Below are 22,083 nucleotides of genomic sequence, written 5' to 3' on the forward strand. Positions count from 1 at the left end.
CCCTCCGCACCTGGCGTCTTCCTCCGACACGGGCGGCTGCGGCACGTCCCGACCGGCGGGCGCTGCGCTCGCCGCGCAGCGCCGCGAATGCCGCTGGCGGCACGTCCCCACCGGCGCTGCCGACATCTGCCCGCCTGCGCTACTCGATGCCGCGCCTCCGGGTTCGCCTCGTGCAGAACCTCTTCCCACGTGCGCGTGCCGCTCGTTGCCGCGCCCCCCACGGGTTCACCCCGCGAGCAACTGGGCCGGGTTGCGCCGGCCCATCAGGTCCAGCTCCCGGTCGGTGATGCCGTGCGCCCGCAGCTCCCGCACGAAGGCCAGGAAGCCCTCTGCCGGCGTCAGGCACGGAGAAGCGCCCAGGTCGCTGGCCAGGATGCAGCGCTCGGCGCCCACGGCTTTGATCGCGGCCGCCATCTGCGCGACGGACACCCCGCGCCACCCGCGGAAGCGTTCCACGGGCGACTGCGGGCCGAGGAACACGCCGATGTACGCGTGCTCGATGTAGGCGCCCAGCCGGGCCGCCTCGCGCTGGTCCTCGATGCTCATGTTGATGGGATCGTAGTCGGCGTGGGTGCAGACGATCCGCTCGACGCCCGCCGCCCGGGCTTCCCGGATCAGCGCGAGCGCCTCGGGCGCGGAGAGGTGGCTGGTCTGCAGCACCAGCCCGTGGGCGGCGCACAGCGCCAGGATCTCCCGCATGGCTGGCACGAGCCGGGTACCGTCGAACACGTCGACGCCGGGCTGCGCGATGCCGAACCGCTCGTGGTGGTTGCGGGCGTTGATGCTGGGCAACCACACCACCCGTCCCAGCCGCTCCGCGCCGGCGCCACGGAACGCCAGCATCGCCTCGACGGCCGCAGGGTTGATGCCGCCCATGGGCCAGTTGAGGACCACCCCGCCGAACACCTGGAGCCCGTCCACCGCGGCCCGAGCCTGCGCCGCCCGGGTCACGGTCTCGAACGCGCCGCCCTTGAGCACGATCGCGCGCATGCCCAGCGCCCGGGCCGCGCGCGCGGCCTCCACCGCGTCCACGGTGCGGTCGAAGTTGTCGGGCGCGGTGTGCACGTGGAAGTCGATCATCCCTTCGGTCTCGTCCCGCACCGCCTGCAGGCGCTCGGCCTGCTCCTCGGCCGCGGGCGCCGCGTGGAGGACAGGCGCCGCGGAAGCCGGGGCGCACCCCAGCGCCCGGGCGCGCGCAACGTGCGCAACAGGAACGCAGGCTGCAGCACCCCAGCACATCGCCAGCCGCCTCAGGCCGTCCCGTCGGGCCCTGCGGTCGCGACCCGCGCCGCGACGTCCGCCGGCGCCACGGCCAGCGCCTCGATCTCGACGCGCGCGTCCGGCACCACCAGGGCCGCCACCTGCACCGTGGTGCTGGCCACCTGGTGGTCGCCCAAAACTTCGCGCTGGACCGCGTTGAGCTCGTCCTGCTCGCGCATGTCGGTGAGGTAGCGCGTCACCTTCACCACGTGCCGCCAGGTCAACCCCAGGGCGTCCAGGGAGAGCTGGATGTTCTGGAAGACCCGCCGGGCCTGGTCGCGCATGGCCGGCGGCAGCACGTGCTCCTCCGGTACGTGCGGGTGGTGGTGGTACACGGGCGAGGCGTGGCACCCCGAGATCAGGACCAGCGCCGCCCCGGGCGGGACCACCACCGCGGGCGCGTAGGGCATCGTCACCTTGCCCCGCAGCGGATGGGGCGGGAACACGGGGATGCCGTACTCGGGCACGTCAACTCACCCCCAGGTAGGCTTCCTGGACCTGCCGGTCGCGCAACAGCTCCTCGCGCGTGCCCTGGACGACGATGCGGCCACGGTCCATGACCGCCGCGCGGTCGGCCGCCGCCAGGGCCCGGATCGCGTTCTGCTCGACGAGGAGCACCGACGTGCCCAGGCGTCGGACGTCCTCCACGAACCCGAACACGACGTCGGCCATCACCGGCGCCAGCCCCAGCGACGGTTCGTCCATCAGCAGCAGCTTCGGGCGGCTCATGAGCGCCCTGCCGATGGCGAGCATCTGCTGTTCGCCGCCGCTGAGGGTGCCTGCCCGCTGGCCCAGGCGCTCGCGCAGCCGCGGGAACAGCGCCAGGACCTGGTCCAGCGTCTCGCGCGCCCGACCGCGCGCCCGCCGGGCGAACGCACCCAGTTCCAGGTTCTCCCGCACCGTCAGGTCCGCGAACACCCTGCGTCCCTCGGGGACCACGGCGATGCCGCGCTCGCACACCTGTTCCGGCGGCAACCCCGTGATGGGCTCGTCCAGGAACTCCACGACCCCCCGCCAGGGCCGCACCCACCCCGCGATGCTCTTCACCAGCGTGCTCTTGCCCACGCCGTTGGGCCCCAGGACGGCCACCACCTCGCCGTCGCCCACGGTCAGGCTCACCCCGTCCAGAGCGCGGGCCTCGCCGTAGCGCACGTCCAGGTCGCGGACCTTAAGCATGGCCGCCGTGGCTTCCCAGGTACGCCGCGCGCACGCGTTCGTCGCGCAGCACGTCTTCGGGGGCGCCTTCCGCGAGCACCGTGCCCTCGTGCAACACCACGATCCGGTCGGCCAGCGTCCGCACCGCCTTCACGTTGTGCTCGACCACCAGGAGGGCGACGCCCATGGCCCGGATGGTGCGGATCGCATCCAGCACCCGCTCGATCTCGGCAGGCGTCAACCCCGCCAGCACCTCGTCGGCGAGGATGATCCGCGGGTGGCTCGCGAGCGCCCGGGCGAGCTCCAACAGGCGGCGTTCCTGCAGCGTCAGGCGGTGCACGGGATGCGGGGCCGCACGGTCCATGCCCAGCAGGTGCAGCCACCGCTGCGCTGCGCCCTGTGCGTCCGCCGGTGCCCTGCCGCCGTCGCCCGCGCCGAACAGCGCTCCCACCGCCACGTTGTCCTGGGCGCTCATCGAGCCGAACGGCCGGGGGTGCTGGTACGTGCGGGCCAGCCCCATGGCGGCCCGGCGGTGCGGGGCCAGGCCGGTGATGTCGACGCCGCGGAACAGCAACGTCCCCGCATCAGCGCGGTAGTACCCTGCGGTCACGTTGATCAGCGTCGACTTCCCCGACCCGTTGGGGCCGATGAGCCCGACGGTCTCGCCCTCGCCGACCGCCAGCGACACACCCCGCAGCGCGCGCACGCCGCCGAAGTTCTTGCGCACGTCGCGCACCTGCAACAGCGGGTCAGCCACCGGTGACCTCCACCCCTCGCTGTCGCCTGGCCGGCCAGCGGCCGCCGCTCAGCCGTGCCGGGGCCACCAGCACCACCATGAAGGCGCCCACGCCGAGGGCCACCGCGTCCAGCAGCCCGGTCCCCGCGGCGGCGGCCATCCCCAGGGCCGCCAGCCCCACCGCCCCCGCCACGGCCCCGCGCTCGCGCAGCCGGCCGTAGATGCCCTCGGGCAGCGCGGCCACCACCACCATGAGCAGCAGGCCCATGAGCACCTCGCTCACCGTGCCCAGGCCCGGACCGCTGAGGCGGTCGTTGATCGCGTGCACCACGCCCGCGCCCAGCACCGGTCCCAGCCAGTGCCGCCGGCCGCCCAGCACGCACATCATGATCACCAGCAGCGGCACGCGCAGGGAGAACACCGCGTCGGCCGTCACGTAGCGGACCTGGAGCGCGTGCAGCCCGCCGCTCAGGCCGGCGACGGCGCCGCTCAGCACCAGGGCCGCCATCTTGTAGGCGAACGTCGGCACGCCCAGGCCTTCCGCGACCGGCTCGTCGTCGTGGATCGCCCGCAGTCCCCAACCGTGTCGGCTGCGATAGGTCCACCATCCGATCCCCACGGCTACCAGGCCCACGAGCAGCCCGGCGTAGTACAGGAACTGCACGTCCGCCAGGCCAAACGGATAGACGAGCTTGGGCAACGGAATCCCGCGTCCGCCGTCCAGGTAGCCCACGTTGTTCACCAGGCTGTGCAGTGCCACCGCGACCGCCAGGGTCACCAGGGCGAACACGGGCCCGCGGATCTGCCGCAGGCGGAACACCACCAGGCCGATCCCGCAGGCGACGGCTGCGCTCGCCGCGGCGCCCGCCAGGATCGCCAGACCGTAGGGCACCCCGTGCCGGTCGATCAACACCGCCGCCCCGTACACGCCCGCGCCGTAGAAGGCGCCCTGGCCGAAGCTGAAGTAGCCGGCGTATCCGGAGATCACGTTCCAGCTGGTGGCCTGCGCCGCCCAGAAGAAGAAGAAGTACAGGAAGACCAGGTAGTAGGCCGGCAGGCCCAGGCGGTGGACCGCGACGGGCACGGCCAGCAGCGCCGCCACGGCAGCACCCATCGCCCAGCCCGCCCGTGACCGCCTCATCCGTCCCGCCGCACCAGCGCGCTGGGGAGCAGGCCTTCCGGGCGCACCAGCAGGCCTGCCAGCAACGCGCAGGCGCCGACCAGCCGTGCGACCGCGGTGGCGCCCAGCGCCTGCGCGATGGCCTCGCCCACGCCGATGACCATCCCGCCCAGGACGACACCCGCGGGGTTGCCGATGCCCCCGAGGATGACCGCGGCGAACAGCAGGCCGATCCACTGCTCGGCCGCGTTGGGGTAGAGCGCGTGGTTCATCGCGATCAGCACCCCGGCGACCCCGGCGGTAGCGCCCCCGAGCGCCGCCATCAGCAGGCGCAGCCGCTCCACGTCGGCGCCGCACGCCCGCGCCATCTCCTCGTCGGACACCGCGGCCCGCAGCGCCCTGCCCGGGTACGTGGCCCGCAGCCACACGGCCACGGCCACGGCGACGAGCATCGCCACGGTGAACGACAGCACCTGGGTGATCGGCAGCGCCAGCTCGCCCAGAGCGAGCGCGCCGGCGGCGTAGGGGTTCTGGGCCACGGGGATGCGGCGGTAGTCGGCCGTCCACACCATCTTGGAGAGGCCCTCGAAGACCACCAGGACCCCGAACGTGAAGACCAGCGAGCGGGCCGCGTCCAGGCGCAGGCGGCGCATCAGGAAGCGCCAGCCGGCACCCGCGGCAGCGCCCAGCGGCGCCACCACCAGCAGCACCGCCAGCGGGTCCATCCCGCGGGTCGCGAGCTCGTAGGTGACGTACCCGAACCCGAAGATGAACGCGAAGTGCGCGAAGTCGATGGTGTCGAGGAACCCCCAGGCCAGCGTGAGGCCCAGCGCCAGGAGGGCGTAGAACCCGCCCATCAGGATCCCCGACGCGCCGGCCTGCACCAGTTCGAGCATGGGACGTGCCCTCAGCCGGCCGGGTGCGTCACCCGCACGGGACGCCTGCGGGGGCCGCGCGGGCGGTTCCCCGCCCGCGCGGCCCCGTGCTCTTGCCGCAGCGCGCGGCGGTCACCGGGGCTGCCGGTACGACGGCGGCCACGACGGACACGGTGACCTCCCTGCCGCAGCGCGCGGCCCTCACCGCAGCTGCCGGCCTTCCGCGGCCATCGACTGCGGCCAGACCGCCCACCACCGGCCGTCCTGGATCTGCATCACGGCCTGGATGTCGTCGCCGTAGTTCTGCTGCTGCCGGTCGAACCGCAGCATGCCCTGGACCGTGGGCACGGGCTTGGAGAGCAGCACCTCGGCGATCGTCGCGTGGTCCAGGCAGCGGCACTCCTGTACCCCGAAGGTCAGGACCTGCCAGGCCGACCACGAGGCCGCGGACTGCACGTCGGGTTCGCTGTAGGCCAGCCCGGTGGCCTTGGCCCACGCGCGGTAGCGGTTGACGAAGTCCCGCGCCCCCGGGTACGAGAGGTAGGGCTCGTGGGGCACGAAGATCGTCACGCTGGTGGCGCGGTCGGTGAGTGGCAGCGCCGCCAGCATCGCGCCCGGCGACGGCCACTGGTGGAAGTGGTGTCGGGGCCGCCAGCCCAGCTGGGCCAGGGCCTGGAGCAGGTTCACGCCGTCCAGTGCCAACCCGGCGACGTAGAGGAGGTCGGGGTTGGCGCGCCGCACCTGCTGGGCGATCGGCACCCAGTCGGTGGTGCCGAGGTCGAACGAGAGGTCCAGCACCGTCCGCAGCCCCTTCTGCTCGGCGACGCGCACCGCCCCGCCGGCGTTCTGCCGCCCGTACGCCAGGAACTGGGTGCCGGGGAACTTGTTCACCACGAAGCCGACGGTCTGCGGCCGTCGGCTACCCGGCAGGCTGCGGTAGGCGTCGAACACCTTGGCCGGGGTCGTCATGTGGGTATTGAGGCCCACGTACCACGTCGGGAAGTGCCGCCGGTAGGTGTAGGCGTAGGTCAGGCTCGCGGTGTGGTGGGGGAACACGTAGCCGTACTTCTCGGCCACCCGCATCGCCGCCGTGATGGATGCGGTGCCGTACGGCCCGATGATCAGGTCGACCTTGTCCTCGGTGATGAGGCGCTCGTAGAGGGCCGCGGCCTTGTCGGGCTGCGACTCGTCGTCGAGCAGCACCCACTCCAGCTGTCGGCCGAGCAGGCCGCCCTTCTCGTTGGTCATCTGCACGAAGGCCCGGCCTGCGGCCTCGTGCACCTTGCCCTGTGCGGCGAACACCCCGGTGAGGGGCAGCGTCCCGCCGACCCTGATCGGCCGGGGCTGGGCACTGGTCTGCGCCTGCAGCACCACCAGCGCCAGCACGACGCCCAGGGCGGCCCACGGTCCGACTGCCTTGCTCGCGTGCCTGACGTGCATGGTCACGCACCCCCTCCTGCAGTCTGTACTGCGGTGTGGCCTGTCGTCGGTGCTCACGTCCCTGCCGTGGCCGATGGCGCCGCCAGCAGCTGCTCCAGGTAGTCCCACTCCCGGTTGAAGCGGTACGAGTGGTTCCGCGGCGGCTGCGGCGCCTGTGTCTCGATCCACCGGACTTTGCGGTTCGACCGGTTGTAGAAGGCGTGGATCGTCCCCACGCCGGTCCAGAAGAAGTCGCCCGCTCGCAGCCGGTAGGTCTGCCCGTCGGCCACGGCGTCCACTTCCCCGTCGACGATCAGGTAGGCCTCCTCCAGCGGGTGGTCGTGCGGGTGCGCCACGCCCCCGGGCTCGTACTCGACCATGAACATCGTCAGCAGGTTGGCGTCCTGCCGCTGGTCCACCAGCATCTTGATCCCGATGCCGCTGTAGACGAGCAGCGCCGTCACCATGCTGGGCGAGACCGTGGGAGCGTCCACCCGGCTCCCCCGGCGGGCGCTGTCCAGGTCCATCTGCCCCAGCTCGAAGTGGAAGAAGGACCGGCAGCGCGGGTCGCGGGCGTCCACGCGTCGGGGGGCGCCGGCCGTGCGCGGGGGCGGTGCAAAGAAGACATCGGCCGGCTCCCCGGGCTGTCGGGGACGCGGCGCCACCATCTCCACCCACGTGCACGGCTGCGCGCCGGGGTTGCGCAGGGCGTGGAGGGCGCCGACCGGAATCAGCCCGCCCTCGTCCTTGCCCAGGCGCACGGTCTCGCCGTGCAGCGTCAGCTCGAGCTCACCCTCGAGCACGTAGATGGCCTCCTCGTACGATTGGACGTGGGCGGCGACGTGCCCGCCGCCGTCCAGTTCGCACGCGGCAAACCCCATGTGCACGGACCCGGTCGTCCCGTCCACCAGCGACTGCCGGCGAAAGCCCGTGCTGTGCGCCGCGAAGCGCTCCGGCACGGTCATCTGCGTGCGGTCGATCCGTGTCACGCGATGCATCCCGCCGTCGACCCTCCTCGTGCTCCGACGTGACGCCGGCGCGCCCGGCGCCAGCTCCTGATCACCCGTGAGCGCCCGTCCCTGTCGGCCCCCGCCGCGGCTGCCCGGACCGCTGGCGGTTATACCTCCGCCCTCGTCCGCCGTCGTCCGCCGGGGTCGACCACCGGGCCCCTAGCCGAAGACCCAGCCCCCGTCCACGTAGAGCTCGACCCCGTTGACCGCCGGGTTCTCCAGCAGGAACGCCACCGCGTCGACCACGTCCTGCATGCGCACCAGGCGGCCCGTGGGCGTCCGGGCCTTGACCCGGTCGAGCATGGCCTGGTTGTTGGCCCAGTAGGGACTATCGCCCACGATCCCGGGGTGGATGGCGTTCACCCGCACCGGCGCCAGCTCGGTGGCCAGGGTCCGCACCAGGCCCGACACGCCCGCATTGATCGTCGTGACGGTGGTCGAGCCCGGATAGGGACGTTCCTTCGCCAGACCGCCGAAGATGACGATGGCGCCATCGGTCGCGAGGCGGCTGTGGAGCGCATGGACGACGGCGGTGTAGCCCACCAGTTTGAGGGTCACGAGGTTCAGAGCCCCCGCGACGTCGTACTCGCGCACGCTGTTCCGGTCGCGGTCGATCGCCGCCAGCACCAGGCCGCTCACGGGGCCCACGTCGGCGAGGCGGCCCGCCACCTCGTGGGGGCGGGTGAGGTCGACGCCGACGCCGCGGACGGTGCTGCCCAGTTCGCGGGCGACCGCGCCCGCGCGGTCAGCGTCACGCCCCGAGATGATTACCGCGCGGCCCTGCCCCGCGTAGTGCCTGGCCACCTCCTTGCCGATGCCCGAAGTGCCGCCGATGACGACCACCGCGCCCGCCCGATCCATGCCTGCCCTCCTCTATGCGTAGCGCCTCGATGTGCGGCCGCGCGTCTTCGCTCTCCGCGACGGCCCGCCCTCCTCTATGCTGCAGCGCGTCGATGTGCGCAGGTCCTCGGCAGGGCACAGGTCCCTGGCAGTGTCCCGCAGGGTGTGCTGTGCCCCGCACGGCCTGTTGCCCGCGCCCGCGCGTCGTTCCACGGCCGGACGTTCGGTCCGTGGCCACGCGGACCGCCCGCTCTTTCCCCGGCCGCCCTGACCAATCCGCGCCACGGGTCTGTCAGACCAGCAGACGGTCCGACTTGTTAGCCAGCTGCACGCGGACTTCCTGCTCGGCCCGCTCAGATCTGCGGCAGCTGGAACCCCGAGGCGGCCACCACGTGGTCGCGGGAGGCGTAGGCCAGCCGCCGCAGGCGGTCCAGGTCCACCCCCAGCAGCTGGCCGTTGCGCTTGAGCGGGCGCCCGGCCACGAAGACCGAGTCCACGTTGCCGGTATCCATCCCCCAGACCACCGCGCCGATCGGGTCGTTGACGGGGAAGACGTTGGGGCGGTCCATGCGGAGCATGATGATGTCGGCGTCCTTGCCCGGCGTCAGCGTGCCGATCCGGTCGGCCAGGCCGTTGGCGCGCGCGCCCTCCACGGTGGCGTACTCCAGCACGTCGCGCGTGGTGATCGGCGCGGGTGCGGCCTCGTTGCCGGCCAGTCGCTGCTCGAACACCAGGGCGTGCTGCAGGGCGATCGTGGCGCGCATCTGGGTGAACATGTCGTTGGGCACGTTGGTTTCGACGTCCACGCTCAGGCTGGGCCGCAGGCCCCGGTCCAGGAACCGCTGGATCGGCGGCATGCCGTGCCCCATCATCATCTCCACGGGGCAGGCCAGCGACACGGTGGCGCCCGAGTCCACGATCAGCTGGACCTCGGCGTCCTGCAGCGTGCAACAGTGGATGAAGGTGGTGTCCGGCCCGTACAGCCCTGTCTGGCCCACCGCGCCCACCTTGCCGTGGCGGCCGAACGTGCCGACGCCCACGTGGGCGGTGATGCGCGCGTCGAGCTCGCGGGCGAGCTGCCAGTCCGCCCGGCAGCCCTCCAGGGAGTCGAACTCGGGGCCGAAGACCGCCAGGGCCAGGGTCAACAGCTGGTCCTTGGACGCGAAGTACTGCGCCGCCGCCCGGCGAATCCACGTGGGGTGCTCCGGCTTGGGCGCTTCGAACCAGGGACGGCCGTAGGCGAAGACGGCGCGGATGCCCGACTCCCGCAGCGCGCTGACCGCCGCGTCGGTATGGTCCGGGGTGGTCTGGATGTGCGACCAGTCCAGGACCGTGGTGATGCCGGCGTCGATGCAGCCGATGGCGCTGACCAGGGTGCCGGCGTAGACGTCCTCGGGGCGGTAGGCGGGCGCCAGGGTGTTCAGGACGAAGGCCAGGTAGCTGACCGGGCCCTCCAGCGGCACGTCGGTGCCGATGTTGCGCAGGATGCCCTCCCAGCAGTGGCGGTGGGTGTCGATGAAGCCCGGCATGACGACCATCTGGGAGGCGTCGATCACCTCGGCGTCTGCGACCGCAAGGTGGGGCCCCACGGCGGCGATGCGCGAGCCCTCGATGAGCACGTCCCCCCGCGGGAAGTTGCCGATCTGCCGGTCGAGCGTGAGCACACACCCGCCCTGCAAGAGCGTGCGGCGCGCTGTCATCGTTGCTCCCCCCTTGGCGGATACTGGCGCCCGGCCCCGCCTCGACCCGCTCGCGCGGCGCCCCGGGCGCGTCAGATCACCTGTCCGTACTTCTCGCGCATCAGGTCCCTGATGAACTTCGACACGTCGAGGGTCACCCGCAGGGCCCGGTGGACCTGGGCCTCGACGCGGTCGCCGCGGTAGAGGGGGTAACCTTCCATGAGCTTGCGGGCCTGGTCCTGGAACTCGCGGTCGGCGTTCATGCGGTCGATGCCCTCCCACAGGGTGCGCAGCGCCTCGGGCGGGGTGCCCTCGGGGGCCCAGATGCCGCGGCCGTAGGTCCAGGAGGCGGCCACGAGGGCGCGGAAGGCCTTCCAGCGCAGGAGGCCGTCGGGCTTTTTCTGGAAGAGCTGCTGGTAGACCTCGTAGACGGTGGGCAGGTCGGGCACGGCCGGATCGCGGACCATCTCGCCCTTCTCGTTGATGAAGCCCAGCGTCATGAGCCCCACGGCCTTGCCCTCGCGCACCAGGGGCAGCACCTGCGAGGCGTAGACGAACGACGCCTGGAAGTCCAGCGAGAGCTCGCCCCGCTCGAAGGCCAGGCGGATGGGGCCGCGGGACTCGAAGCCGAAGACCACCTTGGGGGCGATCCCCAGCAGCTCGAAAGCCAGGAGTGCCGGCAGCTCGACCCCGGGTGGGGTGTTGCTGCCGAAGACCAGGCCCGTGGCCTTGGGCAGGTCGGCGGCGGTGCGCACGCCGGCCCGCGGCGACGCGTAGATCACCGCCCCGGAGCCGTTGATCGACACCAGGCGCCAGCGTGTGAAGTCGTAGCGCACGGCGGGGTTGCCGAGCATGTAGGCCACCTTGGACGCCACCGTGCTCGCCAGCAGCATGGAGCCATCGGGCTTGGCGTTGGCGGCGAACCAGTTCATCCCCAGCAGCGTCCCGCCCCCGGGCATGTTGCGGATGCGCACGGTGGGATTCCCGGGGATGTGCTTCTCGAGGTAGGGGGCCAGGAAGCGGTTGAGGATATCGGTGGCGCCGCCCACGGCCGTGGGCACTACCAGGTCGATCGTCTTGCCGGCGTAGAACGGCGCCTGCGCGCCGCCCGGCGTGCTCGCGCACAGGGCGAGCGCCAGGACGGCGATCAGCCAGGCGGTGTGTCGTACCCTCCGGCGTGCCGCGGGGTTCGCCACAGCGTCCACCTCCTCGTATGTCTCGCCCCTCCCAACGCCGCCCGCGCCGTGCGCGGTGCCGGGTGCGCTGCAGACGGCGCCCCCGGCGTCAGTCCGGAAGGGGCGGCCTCAGATCGTCTGGCCGTACTTCTCCCGCAACAGATCGCGTACGTACCTGGTCACGTCCAGCGTCACCCGCAGGGCCCGGTGGACCTGAGCCTCGACGCGGTCGCCGCGGTAGAGGGGGTAACCTTCCATGAGCTTGCGGGCTTGGTCCTGGAACTCACGGTCGGCGTTCATGCGGTCGATGCCCTCCCACAGGGTGCGCAGCGCCTCGGGCGGGGTGCCCTCGGGGGCCCAGATGCCGCGGCCGTAGGTCCAGGAGGCGGCCACGAGGGCGCGGAAGGCCTTCCAGCGCAGGAGGCCGTCGGGCTTTTTCTGGAAGAGCTGCTGGTAGACCTCGTAGACGGTGGGCAGGTCGGGCACGGCCGGGTCGCGGACCATCTCGCCCTTCTCGTTGATGAAGCCCAGCGTCATGAGCCCCACGGCCTTGCCCTCGCGCACCAGGGGCAGCACCTGCGAGGCGTAGACGAACGACGCCTGGAAGTCCAGCGAGAGCTCGCCCCGCTCGAAGGCCAGGCGGATGGGGCCGCGGGACTCGAAGCCGAAGACCACCTTGGGGGCGATCCCCAGCAGCTCGAAAGCCAGGAGGGCTGGCACCGTGGCCCCGGGCGGCGAGTTGCTGCCGAAGGTCAGGTCGGTCGCCTTCGGGAGGTCGGCCGCCCGCCGCACCCCGGCCCGCGGCGCCGCATAGAAGACCCCGCCGCTGCCGTTGATGGCCACGAGCCGCATGCGCCGGAAGTCGTACCGCACCGCGGGGTTCTCCATCATGTACGCCACCTTGGACGACACGGTGCTGGCGAACAGCATGAGCCCGTCGGGTTTCGCGTTCGCCGCGAACCAGTTGCCGCCCAGGATGCTCCCGCCCCCGGGCATGTTGCGGATGCGCACGGTGGGATTCCCGGGGATGTGCTTCTCGAGGTAGGGGGCCAGGAACCGGTTGAGGATGTCGGTGGCGCCGCCCACGGCGCTGGGCACCACCAGCTCGACGGTCTTCCCGGCGTAGTACGGCGTCTGAGCCCTGGCGGCGGGCAGGCTGGCCGCCAGCAGCAGCCCGGCGGCCGCGATCAGGGTCCGCGTTCGCATCATGGTCGTGTCCTCCCGCGATCGTGTATATACTGGGCATGCTGGGTTGGCCCTGCCCCAGCAGGATCGAGACGGACCACAGGACAGCACCCGAGGGATGAGGGATGTCGCAGCAGACCACGCATGGTGACGAGTTTCGCGCCCGGCACCGGGTTCCCGCCGACCAGGTCCGGTGGACCTGTGCCCCCGAGGACCTGCCCTTCGAGACCACCGCCGGCCTGGCGATCGAGGACAGCATCGTGGGACAGGATCGGGCGGTGCGGGCTTTGGACTTCGGCCTCTCGGTGCCCCAGCCCGGGTACAACATCTTCGTCTCGGGACCCACCGGGACCGGCCGGACGACCTACACGCTCAGCCAGGTCACGCGGATCGCTGCGGCGCAGCCCGTGCCCTCCGACTGGGTGTACGTGCACAACTTCCAGCAGCCCGATCAGCCCCTTGCCATCAGCCTGCCGCCCGGGGAAGGCAGCCGGCTGCGGCGCGATGTCGACCGCCTCATCGAGGAGCTGAAGGATAGCATCCGCAAGCTGTTCGCCAGCGAAACATTCGAGGCCAAGCGGAGCGGGCTCCTGCACAGTTTCGAGCAGCGGGCCGGGGCCATCTGGCGGGAGCTGGAGCAGGAGGCGCGCCGGCTGGGCTTCGCCCTCCAGCGGACGCCCATGGGGATCGTGACGATCCCGGTCGGCCCCTCGGGCGACCCCCTGGCCGACGAACAGCTGCAGCAACTGGGCGCCGCGCATCGGGACGAGCTCGAGCGCCGGGCCCGCGCGCTGCAGGAATCGGTGGCGGAGGCCACCCGGAAGGTCCGCACCATCGAACGCGAGGCCCGCGAGGCCCTGCAGGATCTGGAGCGGTCGGCCGTGCGCAGCGTGGCCAGCGTCGCCCTGGAGCCCCTGCGCCAGCGCTACGCCGACCACCCCAAGATCGTGGCCTGGCTCGACGCGTTCCTGGCCGACGTGGTCGAGCGGCACGACGACTTCAAGGAAGACGGGGAGCCGCACCCCCCGCTCCCGCTGCCGTTCCGGCGGCCCGACTTCACCCGGTACCGGGTCAACCTGTTCATCGACCACAGCAAGACCACCGGCGCCCCGGTCGTCTTCGAGTCGAACCCCACCTACTACAACCTGCTGGGGAAGGTGGAGTACCGCGGCGAGTTCGGCGCGCTGGTCACCGACTTCACCATGATCAAGCCCGGCGCGCTGCACCGCGCCAATGGCGGGTACCTGGTCCTCCAGGCGCGGGACGTGCTGCTGGCGCCGCTGGCCTGGGAGGCCCTCAAGCGCGCGCTGAAGAGCCGGGAGGTCCGCATCGAGAACATCGCCGAGCAGTACGGCCTGGTGCCCACCGCCAGCCTGCGCCCCGAGCCGATCCCCCTCGACGTGAAAGTGGTCGTCATCGGAGGCACGCTGCTCTACCATCTGCTCTACCTCCTCGACGACGACTTCGCCAAGTTGTTCAAGATCAAGTCTGACTTCGACGTGGACATCGAGCGGACGCCGGAGACCATGGTGCAGTACTGCCAGGCGCTGGGCACCATCTGCCGGCGCCAGGGCCTGCTGCCCTTCGATCGGACCGCCGTGGCGCGCACGCTGGAGCAGAGCGCGCGCCTGGCCGAGCACCAGCGGCGGCTCTCGATGCGGTTCAACGACGTGGTGGACGTCCTCTACGAGGCCTCGGCCTGGGCCCGACGCGAGGGCGCCGCGGTGGTCACCGCCGCCCACGTGCGCCGGGCCATCGAGGAGCGCATCTACCGCAGCAACCGCATCGAGGAGCGGATCCGGCAGCTGATCCGCGAGGGGCAGCTGCTCGTCAGCGTCGACGGGGCGGTCGTGGGGCAGGTGAACGGCCTGTCAGTGCTGCAGCTGGGCGACTACGCTTTCGGGCGTCCGACGCGCATCACCGCCCGCACCTACGTGGGCGGCCGCGGCGTGGTCAACATCGAGCGCGAGACCCAGCTGTCGGGCCGCATCCACACCAAGGGCGTGTTCACCCTGGCCGCCTACCTGGGCGGGAAGTACGCCCAGCAGCGGCCGCTCTCCATGTCGGCGTCGATCACCTTCGAGCAGACCTACGAGGAGGTCGAGGGCGACTCCGCCTCCTCGACCGAACTGTACGCCCTGCTCTCGGACCTGGCGGGCGTGCCCATCGATCAGGGGATCGCCGTGACCGGCTCGGTCAACCAGAAGGGCGAGGTGCAGCCCATCGGCGGCGTCAACGAGAAGATCGAGGGGTTCTACTACACGTGCAAGGCCCTGGGGCTCACCGGGCGGCAGGGCGTGTTGATCCCCTACCAGAACCTGCCCAACCTCATGCTGAACGAAGAGGTGACCGAGGCGATCCGCGCGGGGCAGTTCCACGTCTGGGCGGTGCGGACCATCGACGAGGGGCTGGAGGTCCTGACCGGCATGCCGGCCGGCGAGGCCGATGCCACCGGCGCCTTCCCCGACGGGACGCTCAACGCCCTGGTCAGCAAGCGGCTGGGCGAGCTCGCCGACCGCCTGCGCCGCTTCGGCCCGCTCGCCCGGGGCCGCGACGAGGGGCGCGAGGAGGGCCGCGAGGAGGCCGAGCGCAACGCACCCGACCCGCCGGCGCGGCCATGAACGTCACGGTCGTCGGCGCCGGCGGCCTTGGCGGCTACTACGGCGGCCTCCTGGCGCGGGCGGGGCATGCCGTCACCTTCGTGGCCCGCGGCGCCCACCTCGAGGCGTTGCGCCACCAGGGCGGCGTGCGCGTCCAGGCCGCCGACGGCGAGTTCTTCGGCCCGGGGCGCGCGGTGGCCACGCCTGCCCAGGCGCCGCCGGCCGACCTGGTGCTCTTCACCGTGAAGTCGTTCGACACCCGCGTGGCCGCCGAGGCGCTGGCCGGTAGCCTGGCGCCCCAGACCGTGATCCTCTCGCTGCAGAACGGGGTGGACAACGAGGACGTGCTGGCCGCGGTCTGCGGCGCCGACCGCATCCTGGGCGGGACGGCCTACGTCTTCGCCACCATCGCGGCTCCGGGTACGATCGCCCAGACCGGCGGGCCGCGACGCGTCGTCATGGGCGCGTGGCCCCGTGGGGCCAGCCCTCGCGTCGAGCGCCTTGCGGCCACGTGTCGCGACGCAGGGTGGATCGTCGAGACGACCGACGACATCCTGCGCGAGAAGTGGATCAAGTACGCCTTTATCTGCGCCCAGGCCGGCATGACCGCGGTGACCCGCCTGCCGGTGGGTGTGCTCCGCGCCTGTCCGCCCACGTGGGCGATGTTCCGCCAGCTCCTCGAGGAAGCCACCGCTGTGGGCCGCGCCCGCGGCGTGCACCTGCCCGACGACCTCGTCGAGCGCCACCTGGCGCTCGCCGCGCGCCTCGAGCCCCACGTCTCGTCGTCGCTCGCGTCCGACCTGGCGCAGGGGAAGCGCCTCGAGGTGGAGGCGTTGCACGGGACCCTGGTGCGCTACGGGCAGGACGCGCGCATTCCCACGCCGGCCGCTGCCGCCGTGTACGCGGCGCTGCTCCCGCACCACCTGCTGGCCACAGGTGCCCTCGGCTCCGACGGATCGATGACAGCGCCACTGCCAGGGTAGGCCCGCGCGCGGTGGCCGCGACACCGCCGCCGTCGGCGACCACCGGTCTCTCTCGCCAGCTGCAGCCGCAACGCGCTGCCATCCTGCGGCCCGAGGAGCACGTCTTCGGCGATCACCGGTCTCTCTCGCCAGCTGCGGACAGCCGACGCGGCCCCGGCGTCGTCTTCTGTCGTCCACCCGCGCGGCGCAGGCATCAACGCATGACCGGCGGATAGCCGAAACGACACCGGCGTTGTCTTGTGCTGTCCACCCGCGCGGCGTAGGCATCGGCACATCACCTGCGGATGGCCGACGCAGCACCGGCGGGCAGAAGGCGTCGCCGCGCCTACAGCGCACCGTCGTGGTCAGCCGAACAGTGGCCGTGCACCCCCCGTCGACGACCGTCCCCCGGGCGGTGTCCGCGCCGCTGGCTCAGGCCAGGTGCCCCTGCGGCACACGGAAGCGCTGACGTACCGTTGCTCCCTTCCGGGCCTGGCGGGGTTGGTCAGTTTCCGTTGCACAGGACCCGGCCGTCGTCGCTGCGCGCGCGGGCCTGACCCCACGAGACGACGCCTCGGGGTGGGAGTTCAGCCCCGCTGTAGCGGCTTGCGGGTACAGGGAACCGCTAGCTCCCCGCCTAGCACGGCCGCATCCATCATAGCACGGCAACGCCCGAGACGCGGGCACCTGCTGTCGCGCCAGCGGATGCCCATGAGCGCAGGAGCCCGGTGGAGAGCCGTCGTCCCGGGCCGCGGTCGGCGCGCGCCGGGACGGCCCCGAGTCGCAGGAAGCCCCTGGCCGGCCGCGAACGTCCTCGGACGGCACCTCCCACCACCGGCTGATGGAGTGGCCTCCGTGCACGCCGTTGGTGCACCGGGGGCATGGCTTATCCGGGACGGGTCGCGAGCAGGGGGCGGGGGCGGTGGCGGACAGCGGGATCTTGGTGGGCTACCCCTGGTACCGCTGGTACGAGCCCGGCGTGCCGTGGACCATCCAGGTCCCTGACCATCCCGTCCACGGGTTCCTCGACCAGAGCGCCCGGCGGTTTCCGCGGCACGTCGCGCTGATCCAGGCCGGGCCCAGGTTCGACCGGCGCCTCACGTACGCTGCCCTGGACCAGCTCACCGACCGCTTCGCCCGTGCCCTCGTCGCCCATGGCCTGCAGCCCGGCGATCGCGTGGCGGTGATCCTGCCCAACTGCCCGCAGTACGTGGTCGCCGCGTTTGGCATCTGGAAGGCCGGCGGCATCCTCGTGCAGACGAATCCGCTCTACAAGGGCCGGGACCTCGCGTTCGTCCTGCAGGACGCCGGCGCGCGGTTCGCGGTGGGACTGTCGCGGCTCTACGACCAGCTCCGCGAGGTGCGACCGCACACGGCGCTGGAGACGGTCTTCCTCACCAACCTTCACGACTTCTTCCCGCTGCGCTGGCGCCTGCTGTACGGGTGGCGCCGGGCACGGAAGGAAGGCGACGTGGTGCCAGCCACGGCAGGCGTCGTGCCGTTCGCGACGGCACTGCAGGCTCCCCGTCTCGCACAGCGTCCGGCGGTTGCCCCCGACGAGGTCGCCGTCCTGCAGTACACGGGCGGCACCACCGGTGTGCCCAAGGCCGCGATGCTCACGCACCGCAACCTCGTGGCCAACGCCCTGCAGGCCCGAGCCTGGCTCCCCGATCTCCGGGAAGGCGCCGAGCGTATCCTGGCCGTAGTGCCGTTCTTCCACGTGTTCGGGCTCACTGTGTGCCTGAACGTGGCCGTCGCCCTCGCCGCCACCACGATCGTACTGCTCATGCGCCTGTTCGAGGCGAAGACGGTCGTGGAGGCGATGGCGCGCTACCGGCCCACGATCTTCCCCGGTGTCCCCGCCATGTACCTGGCCATCACGCAGATGCGGGGCGTCGAGCGCTACGACCTCAGGTCGATCCGGGCGTGCGTCTCCGGCGCGGCCCCGCTGCCTGGCGAGGTTCAGCGGCGCTTCGAAGAGCTGACCGGCGGACGCATCGTCGAGGGGTACGGCCTTTCGGAAGCCTCGCCGCTCACCCACGCCAATCCCATCCACGGCACGCGCAAGGTGGGCTCCATCGGCCTCCCCGTGCCGTCGACCGAGGCCAAGATCGTCGACGCCGAGACTGGCACGCGCGACCTGCCTCCTGGCGAGCTCGGCGAGCTCGTGATCCGCGGCCCGCAGGTGATGAAAGGTTACTGGCGCAAGCCCGGGGAGACGGCGGGGGCGCTTCGCAACGGCTGGCTGTACACGGGCGACATCGCCCGCATGGACGAGGACGGCTTTTTCTTCCTCGAGGATCGCAAGAAAGACATGGTGAACATCGGTGGGTTCAAGGTCTTCCCCCGGGAAGTCGAGGAGGTGCTCTACGCCCATCCCCACGTCCAGGAGGCGGCCGTCGTGGGGGTGCGCCACCGGATCCGGGGCGAGATGCTGGTGGCCCATGTCGTGCCCCGGGAGAGGGTGGACCCCCGGATGTTTGCGCGCGAGCTGTACGACCACTGCGCGCGCCACCTCTCGGCGTACAAGGTGCCCCGTCGCTTCGAGATCGTCGACGAGATTCCCAAGACGCTCCTGGGCAAGGCCCTCCGGCGCGCGATCCGCGAGCGAGAAGAAGCGCGGGCTGCGGCGGATGAAGGCGAGGAGACCTAGGAGCCGACTCGTCTTGATCGTCAAATCGCGCATTCAACATGCAGGCTCGAGGAGGGACCGAACAGGCTCTGCTGGGGGTTCCGGGCGAGCCGGTGCCCGACCTCGGCGCTTGGACCTTCAGTGACCTGCAACGAGCAGGAGTCCAGCAAATGCTAGTGGAACTCCGGCTCACGCTCGCGGGCGACTCTGTGTGGTCCTGGTGGATCCCATGGCCACGATGAGCGGCACCGTCACCTTCCTGTTCACGGACATCGAGGGATCGACGTTGGCGTGGCAGGATCTGGGGGACGCCGGGCACGTCGGCGTGCTGGCAGACTACCGCCGCCTGCTGCGCGAGGCCTGCGCCGAGTGCGGGGGCCGCGAGCTCGAGGCCCCGGGCGACGGCTTGCTCTTCGCCTTCCCGTGCGCCCTGGACGCACTGCTGGCGGCGGTGGCCGCGCAACGCCTCATCGCCCAGCACGCCTGGCCGGGGGGAGCCCGCGTCCGCGTGCGGATGGGATTGCACACCGGAGACCCGTTGCCGGCCGAGAGCGGCTACGCCGAGATCGACGTCCACCGCGCGGCCCGGATCTGTGCCGCGGCGCGCGGCGGGCAGATCCTGGCCTCCCAGACGACCTGCGACCTGGTGGCCGCGGGCCTGCCGGAGGGCATCGACGTGCGGGATCTCGGCGAGCACCGGCTGAAAGATCTCAAGCGGCCGCAGCGCCTCTTCCTGATCACCGCCGCCGATCTGCCCGCCGACTTCTCTCCGCCGGCGTCGTCCGGTGCCGCCCCCGACCCGCTCCGCCCAGCGCCCCTCCCCGCGCGGCCGACCCCGCTGATCGGGCGGGACCGCGAGCTCTCGGCGGTGGTGCAGTCGATCCGCGCGGGCGTGAGACTGCTCACCCTCACCGGCGCGCCGGGTATCGGCAAGTCTCGCCTGGCGCTGGAAGCGGCGACCCGGTTGCAGGATGCGTTCGCGGGCGGGGTGGCGCTGGCGGATCTCGTGCCCGTCAGCGACCCCGGACGGATCGGCGCCGTGATCGCGCGTGCGCTGGGATTGGCGGATGCGGAGCAACCGCCGCTGGCGCGGGCCGCCGAGGCGCTGGGCGACCGCCCGTTCCTATTGGTCCTCGACAACGTCGAGCACCTGGTCGATGGCGCGCCGCAGGTGGCCGAGCTGCTGGCAGCGTGTGCAGGCCTGCAGATCCTGGCGACCAGCCGCGTGCCACTGCACCTGTCCTGGGAGCGGGAATTCCCCGTCCCGACGCTGCCGGTCCCTGATGCCGACGTCCCGGTGGCGGTGCCGGCGCTCGCCGCCTGCGCGTCGGTGGCGCTGTTCGTGTCCCGGGCCCAGGCGGTCATCCCGGACTTTGCGCTCTCCGAGGCCAACGCCCGCGCCGTGGCCGAGATCTGCCGCCGGCTCGATGGCCTCCCCCTGGCCATTGAGCTGGCCGCTCCCCGCGTGAAGCTGCTGCCCGTCCACACCGTCGCGCAGCGCCTGCAGCATCGCCTGGACTTCCTCCGCCGCATCGGCCGCGATCTGCCGGCGCGGCATCAGACGCTGCGGGCGGCGGTCGGCTGGAGCTACGCGCTGCTCCAGCCGCACGAGCAGGCCCTGCTGCGGCGGCTGGCCGTCTTCGTCGGCGGCTTCACCCTCGACGGCGTAGAGGCGGTGTGCTGGTCGTCTGATCAGCCGGGGGAGGCCGTGGACGCCCTGACGGCCCTTGTGGACGCCAGCCTCGTGGTGCGGGAGACCGACGAGGCACCTCGCTTCCGCATGCTGGAGACGATACGAGAGTTCGGCGTCGAGCAGCTCACCGCCACCGGGGAGCTGTCGCGGATCCAGCGCTATCACGCCGCGTACTTCCTGGCGCTGGCCGAGCACGCGGCGGCCCGTCTGCATGGACCCGAGGAGAGGTTCTGGCTGGTCCTGCTCGAGCGGGAGCACGACAACCTCCGTGCCGCGCTGGCCTGGGCCCTTGCACAGGGCGAGGGGCCGGCGGCCCTGCGGCTGGCCACCGCCCTGTGGTGGTTCTGGTACGTGCGGGGCTACCTGGAGGAGGGGCGCGCCTGCCTGGAACGCGCGTTGCGCGCGGCGGGCGCAGGGGACCCCCGGATCCGGGCGCGGGGGCTGCACGCCGCCGGCGTGCTGGCTTGGCGCCAGGGCGAGTTCGAGCGGGCCGCGGAGTACGGCGACGAGAGCCTGCGCATCCACCGCGACCTTGGGGACCGGTGGGGGATGGCCAACGCCCTGTTCCTGCAGGAGATGGTGGCGCGCTCCCACGGCGACTACGCCCGCGCGGCGGCGCTGATCGAAGAGAGCCTGGCCCTGTTCACCGAGGTGAACGATCACTGGGGGGTTGCGACGTCCCTGCTCGGCGTGGCGACCATCCTGCGGCTGCGGGGGGACCACGAGCGGGCGGCGACCCTCCATGAGGAGAGCCTGCAGCGGTTCCGTCGGCTGCAGGACGACTCGGGGATCGCAGCCTCGCTGTACGCGCTGGGGATGGTCGAGCGCGAGCGCGGCAACATCGCGCGGGCGGCCGCGTTGAGCGAGGAGTCTCTCGCGGTCGCGCGACGGCTGAACGACGTCTCCCGCGAGGCGTTCGCCCGACACCTGCAGGGGCTGGTGGCCCGCGACCGCGGCGAGTACACCGGCGCCGCCGCCGCACTCGAGCACAGCCGCGTCCTGTTTCAGCAGATCGGCGACACCTGGGGAGTCGCCTACACGCTCGGCAGCCTGGGCACCGTCGCCCGCCTGCAGGGCGACCTTCCGGCTTCGGTGGCGCTGTTCAAGGACAGCCTGGCCCTGCGTGTCAGGGTCGGGGACCGGTGGGGCATCGCCGAATGCCTGGAAGGGCTGGCTGGCGTCGCCGCGGCCCAGGAACGCAGCGAGCAGGCCGCCCAGCTGTTTGCCGCCGCCGCGGCGCTGCGCGAGAGGCTGGGCACGCCGCTGGGACCGGCGGACCGACCTCGCCACGAGCGCAGCGTCGCCGCCGTCCGCGCGATGCTGGGGAAGCGGAGGTTCGACGCCGCCTGGCAGGCGGGCCAGACCTCGCCCGTGGACGTCCTGATCGGCGAGCTCCTGGCGGAGGAGCCTGAACCCGCCGCGACGCCTGCCCGACGGCGGGCACCCGGGCCGCTCTCCCCACGGGAGCTGGAGGTGGCGGAGTTGATCGCCCGGGGGATGACGAACCAGGAGATCGCCCGCGCCCTGTACGTCAGCGCCGGCACGGTGGCCACCCACGTGCAGCACATCCTGAGCAAGTTGGGCTTTTCGTCCCGCGCCCAGATCGCGGCCTGGGCGGCCGCGCGAGGGGCACCCCGCGGGCCCGCCCCGGAGTAGCCCGAGAATCTGCGGCCGCATCTACTGTCTTGTAGATGTCGGCGGCGGCGTCGGCCGGTAGGATGAGGGCAATTCGGACAGGGAGG

16 protein-coding genes and 1 other RNA gene are annotated in these 22,083 nt (G+C 72.1%); 4 read left to right on the top strand and 13 right to left on the bottom strand.

Annotated elements, in window-relative coordinates:
- Positions 1 to 225: 225 nt before the first annotated feature.
- From QN157_06585 to QN157_06640, 12 genes are all read right to left on the bottom strand, one after another.
- Positions 226 to 1,080: a DUF6282 family protein gene (locus tag QN157_06585; protein MDR7555262.1), complete on the bottom strand. Its 855-nt coding sequence runs from the start codon at positions 1,078 to 1,080 to the stop codon at positions 226 to 228.
- A 170-nt stretch (positions 1,081 to 1,250) separates the two neighbouring features.
- Complete coding sequence (locus QN157_06590; protein ID MDR7555263.1) at positions 1,251 to 1,727, bottom strand: Rid family hydrolase; 477 nt, start codon at positions 1,725 to 1,727, stop codon at positions 1,251 to 1,253.
- A 1-nt stretch (position 1,728) separates the two neighbouring features.
- Complete coding sequence (locus QN157_06595) at positions 1,729 to 2,436, bottom strand: ABC transporter ATP-binding protein (protein ID MDR7555264.1); 708 nt, start codon at positions 2,434 to 2,436, stop codon at positions 1,729 to 1,731.
- A complete protein-coding gene (locus tag QN157_06600) occupies positions 2,429 to 3,172 on the bottom strand; it encodes an ABC transporter ATP-binding protein (protein ID MDR7555265.1) in 744 nt (247 codons plus the stop codon). The genes QN157_06595 and QN157_06600 overlap by 8 nt, the downstream gene beginning before the upstream one ends.
- Positions 3,165 to 4,292: a branched-chain amino acid ABC transporter permease gene (locus QN157_06605; GenBank protein ID MDR7555266.1), complete on the bottom strand. Its 1,128-nt coding sequence runs from the start codon at positions 4,290 to 4,292 to the stop codon at positions 3,165 to 3,167. Before QN157_06605 ends, QN157_06600 begins: the two co-directional genes overlap by 8 nt.
- Positions 4,289 to 5,167 carry a branched-chain amino acid ABC transporter permease gene (locus QN157_06610; GenBank protein ID MDR7555267.1) on the bottom strand — a complete coding sequence of 293 codons (879 nt, stop codon included), beginning with the start codon at positions 5,165 to 5,167 and terminating at the stop codon, positions 4,289 to 4,291. The genes QN157_06605 and QN157_06610 overlap by 4 nt, the downstream gene beginning before the upstream one ends.
- 180 nt (positions 5,168 to 5,347) lie before the next feature.
- Entirely contained in the window at positions 5,348 to 6,586 is a 1,239-nt protein-coding gene (locus tag QN157_06615; protein ID MDR7555268.1) for an amino acid ABC transporter substrate-binding protein, read from the bottom strand.
- 53 nt (positions 6,587 to 6,639) lie between these two features.
- On the bottom strand, positions 6,640 to 7,563 hold the full coding sequence (locus QN157_06620) for a cupin domain-containing protein (protein ID MDR7555269.1): 924 nt from the start codon (positions 7,561 to 7,563) through the stop codon (positions 6,640 to 6,642).
- A 171-nt stretch (positions 7,564 to 7,734) separates the two neighbouring features.
- Entirely contained in the window at positions 7,735 to 8,436 is a 702-nt protein-coding gene (locus QN157_06625) for an SDR family oxidoreductase (protein MDR7555270.1), read from the bottom strand.
- Positions 8,437 to 8,768: 332 nt separating this feature from the next.
- Positions 8,769 to 10,115, bottom strand: a complete 1,347-nt coding sequence (locus QN157_06630) for an amidohydrolase family protein (protein MDR7555271.1) — start codon at positions 10,113 to 10,115, stop codon at positions 8,769 to 8,771.
- Between the two features lie 71 nt (positions 10,116 to 10,186).
- The gene (locus QN157_06635) at positions 10,187 to 11,290 is read right to left on the bottom strand and encodes a hypothetical protein (protein ID MDR7555272.1); all 1,104 of its coding nucleotides are present in this window, start codon (positions 11,288 to 11,290) and stop codon (positions 10,187 to 10,189) included.
- 108 nt (positions 11,291 to 11,398) lie between these two features.
- A complete protein-coding gene (locus tag QN157_06640) occupies positions 11,399 to 12,478 on the bottom strand; it encodes a hypothetical protein (protein ID MDR7555273.1) in 1,080 nt (359 codons plus the stop codon).
- Positions 12,479 to 12,579: 101 nt separating this feature from the next.
- On the opposite strand from QN157_06640, the gene QN157_06645 reads away from it, so the two are divergent.
- Together QN157_06645 and QN157_06650 are read left to right on the top strand one after the other, a co-directional pair.
- Positions 12,580 to 15,075 carry an ATP-binding protein gene (locus QN157_06645; protein MDR7555274.1) on the top strand — a complete coding sequence of 832 codons (2,496 nt, stop codon included), beginning with the start codon at positions 12,580 to 12,582 and terminating at the stop codon, positions 15,073 to 15,075.
- Positions 15,072 to 16,037 carry a 2-dehydropantoate 2-reductase gene (locus tag QN157_06650; protein ID MDR7555275.1) on the top strand — a complete coding sequence of 322 codons (966 nt, stop codon included), beginning with the start codon at positions 15,072 to 15,074 and terminating at the stop codon, positions 16,035 to 16,037. Before QN157_06645 ends, QN157_06650 begins: the two co-directional genes overlap by 4 nt.
- A gap of 359 nt (positions 16,038 to 16,396) precedes the next feature.
- Here the strand turns inward: QN157_06650 and ffs are convergent.
- Positions 16,397 to 16,662: signal recognition particle sRNA large type (gene ffs / locus QN157_06655), an RNA gene on the bottom strand.
- Between the two features lie 276 nt (positions 16,663 to 16,938).
- On the opposite strand from ffs, the gene QN157_06660 reads away from it, so the two are divergent.
- Both QN157_06660 and QN157_06665 read left to right on the top strand, forming a co-directional pair.
- A complete protein-coding gene (locus QN157_06660; protein ID MDR7555276.1) occupies positions 16,939 to 18,669 on the top strand; it encodes a long-chain fatty acid--CoA ligase in 1,731 nt (576 codons plus the stop codon).
- Positions 18,670 to 18,877: 208 nt separating this feature from the next.
- Positions 18,878 to 21,997 carry a tetratricopeptide repeat protein gene (locus QN157_06665; protein MDR7555277.1) on the top strand — a complete coding sequence of 1,040 codons (3,120 nt, stop codon included), beginning with the start codon at positions 18,878 to 18,880 and terminating at the stop codon, positions 21,995 to 21,997.
- Positions 21,998 to 22,083 lie beyond the last annotated feature (86 nt).

Source organism: Armatimonadota bacterium (assembly GCA_031459855.1).
Taxonomy (GTDB): domain Bacteria; phylum Sysuimicrobiota; class Sysuimicrobiia; order Sysuimicrobiales; family Humicultoraceae; genus Fervidifonticultor; species Fervidifonticultor primus.

Excerpts from the sequence above, each read along its gene's own strand:
- QN157_06585 (MDR7555262.1), bottom strand. The coding sequence starts at position 1,080 with ATGATCGACTTCCACGTGCACACCGCGCCCGACAACTTCGACCGCACC.
- QN157_06620 (MDR7555269.1), bottom strand. The coding sequence starts at position 7,563 with ATGCATCGCGTGACACGGATCGACCGCACGCAGATGACCGTGCCGGAG.
- QN157_06630 (MDR7555271.1), bottom strand. The coding sequence starts at position 10,115 with ATGACAGCGCGCCGCACGCTCTTGCAGGGCGGGTGTGTGCTCACGCTC.
- QN157_06650 (MDR7555275.1), top strand. The coding sequence starts at position 15,072 with ATGAACGTCACGGTCGTCGGCGCCGGCGGCCTTGGCGGCTACTACGGC.
- QN157_06595 (MDR7555264.1), bottom strand. The coding sequence starts at position 2,436 with ATGCTTAAGGTCCGCGACCTGGACGTGCGCTACGGCGAGGCCCGCGCT.
- QN157_06645 (MDR7555274.1), top strand. The coding sequence starts at position 12,580 with ATGTCGCAGCAGACCACGCATGGTGACGAGTTTCGCGCCCGGCACCGG.
- QN157_06625 (MDR7555270.1), bottom strand. The coding sequence starts at position 8,436 with ATGGATCGGGCGGGCGCGGTGGTCGTCATCGGCGGCACTTCGGGCATC.
- QN157_06605 (MDR7555266.1), bottom strand. The coding sequence starts at position 4,292 with ATGAGGCGGTCACGGGCGGGCTGGGCGATGGGTGCTGCCGTGGCGGCG.
- QN157_06665 (MDR7555277.1), top strand. The coding sequence starts at position 18,878 with ATGGCCACGATGAGCGGCACCGTCACCTTCCTGTTCACGGACATCGAG.
- QN157_06610 (MDR7555267.1), bottom strand. The coding sequence starts at position 5,167 with ATGCTCGAACTGGTGCAGGCCGGCGCGTCGGGGATCCTGATGGGCGGG.
- QN157_06615 (MDR7555268.1), bottom strand. The coding sequence starts at position 6,586 with ATGCACGTCAGGCACGCGAGCAAGGCAGTCGGACCGTGGGCCGCCCTG.
- QN157_06640 (MDR7555273.1), bottom strand. The coding sequence starts at position 12,478 with ATGATGCGAACGCGGACCCTGATCGCGGCCGCCGGGCTGCTGCTGGCG.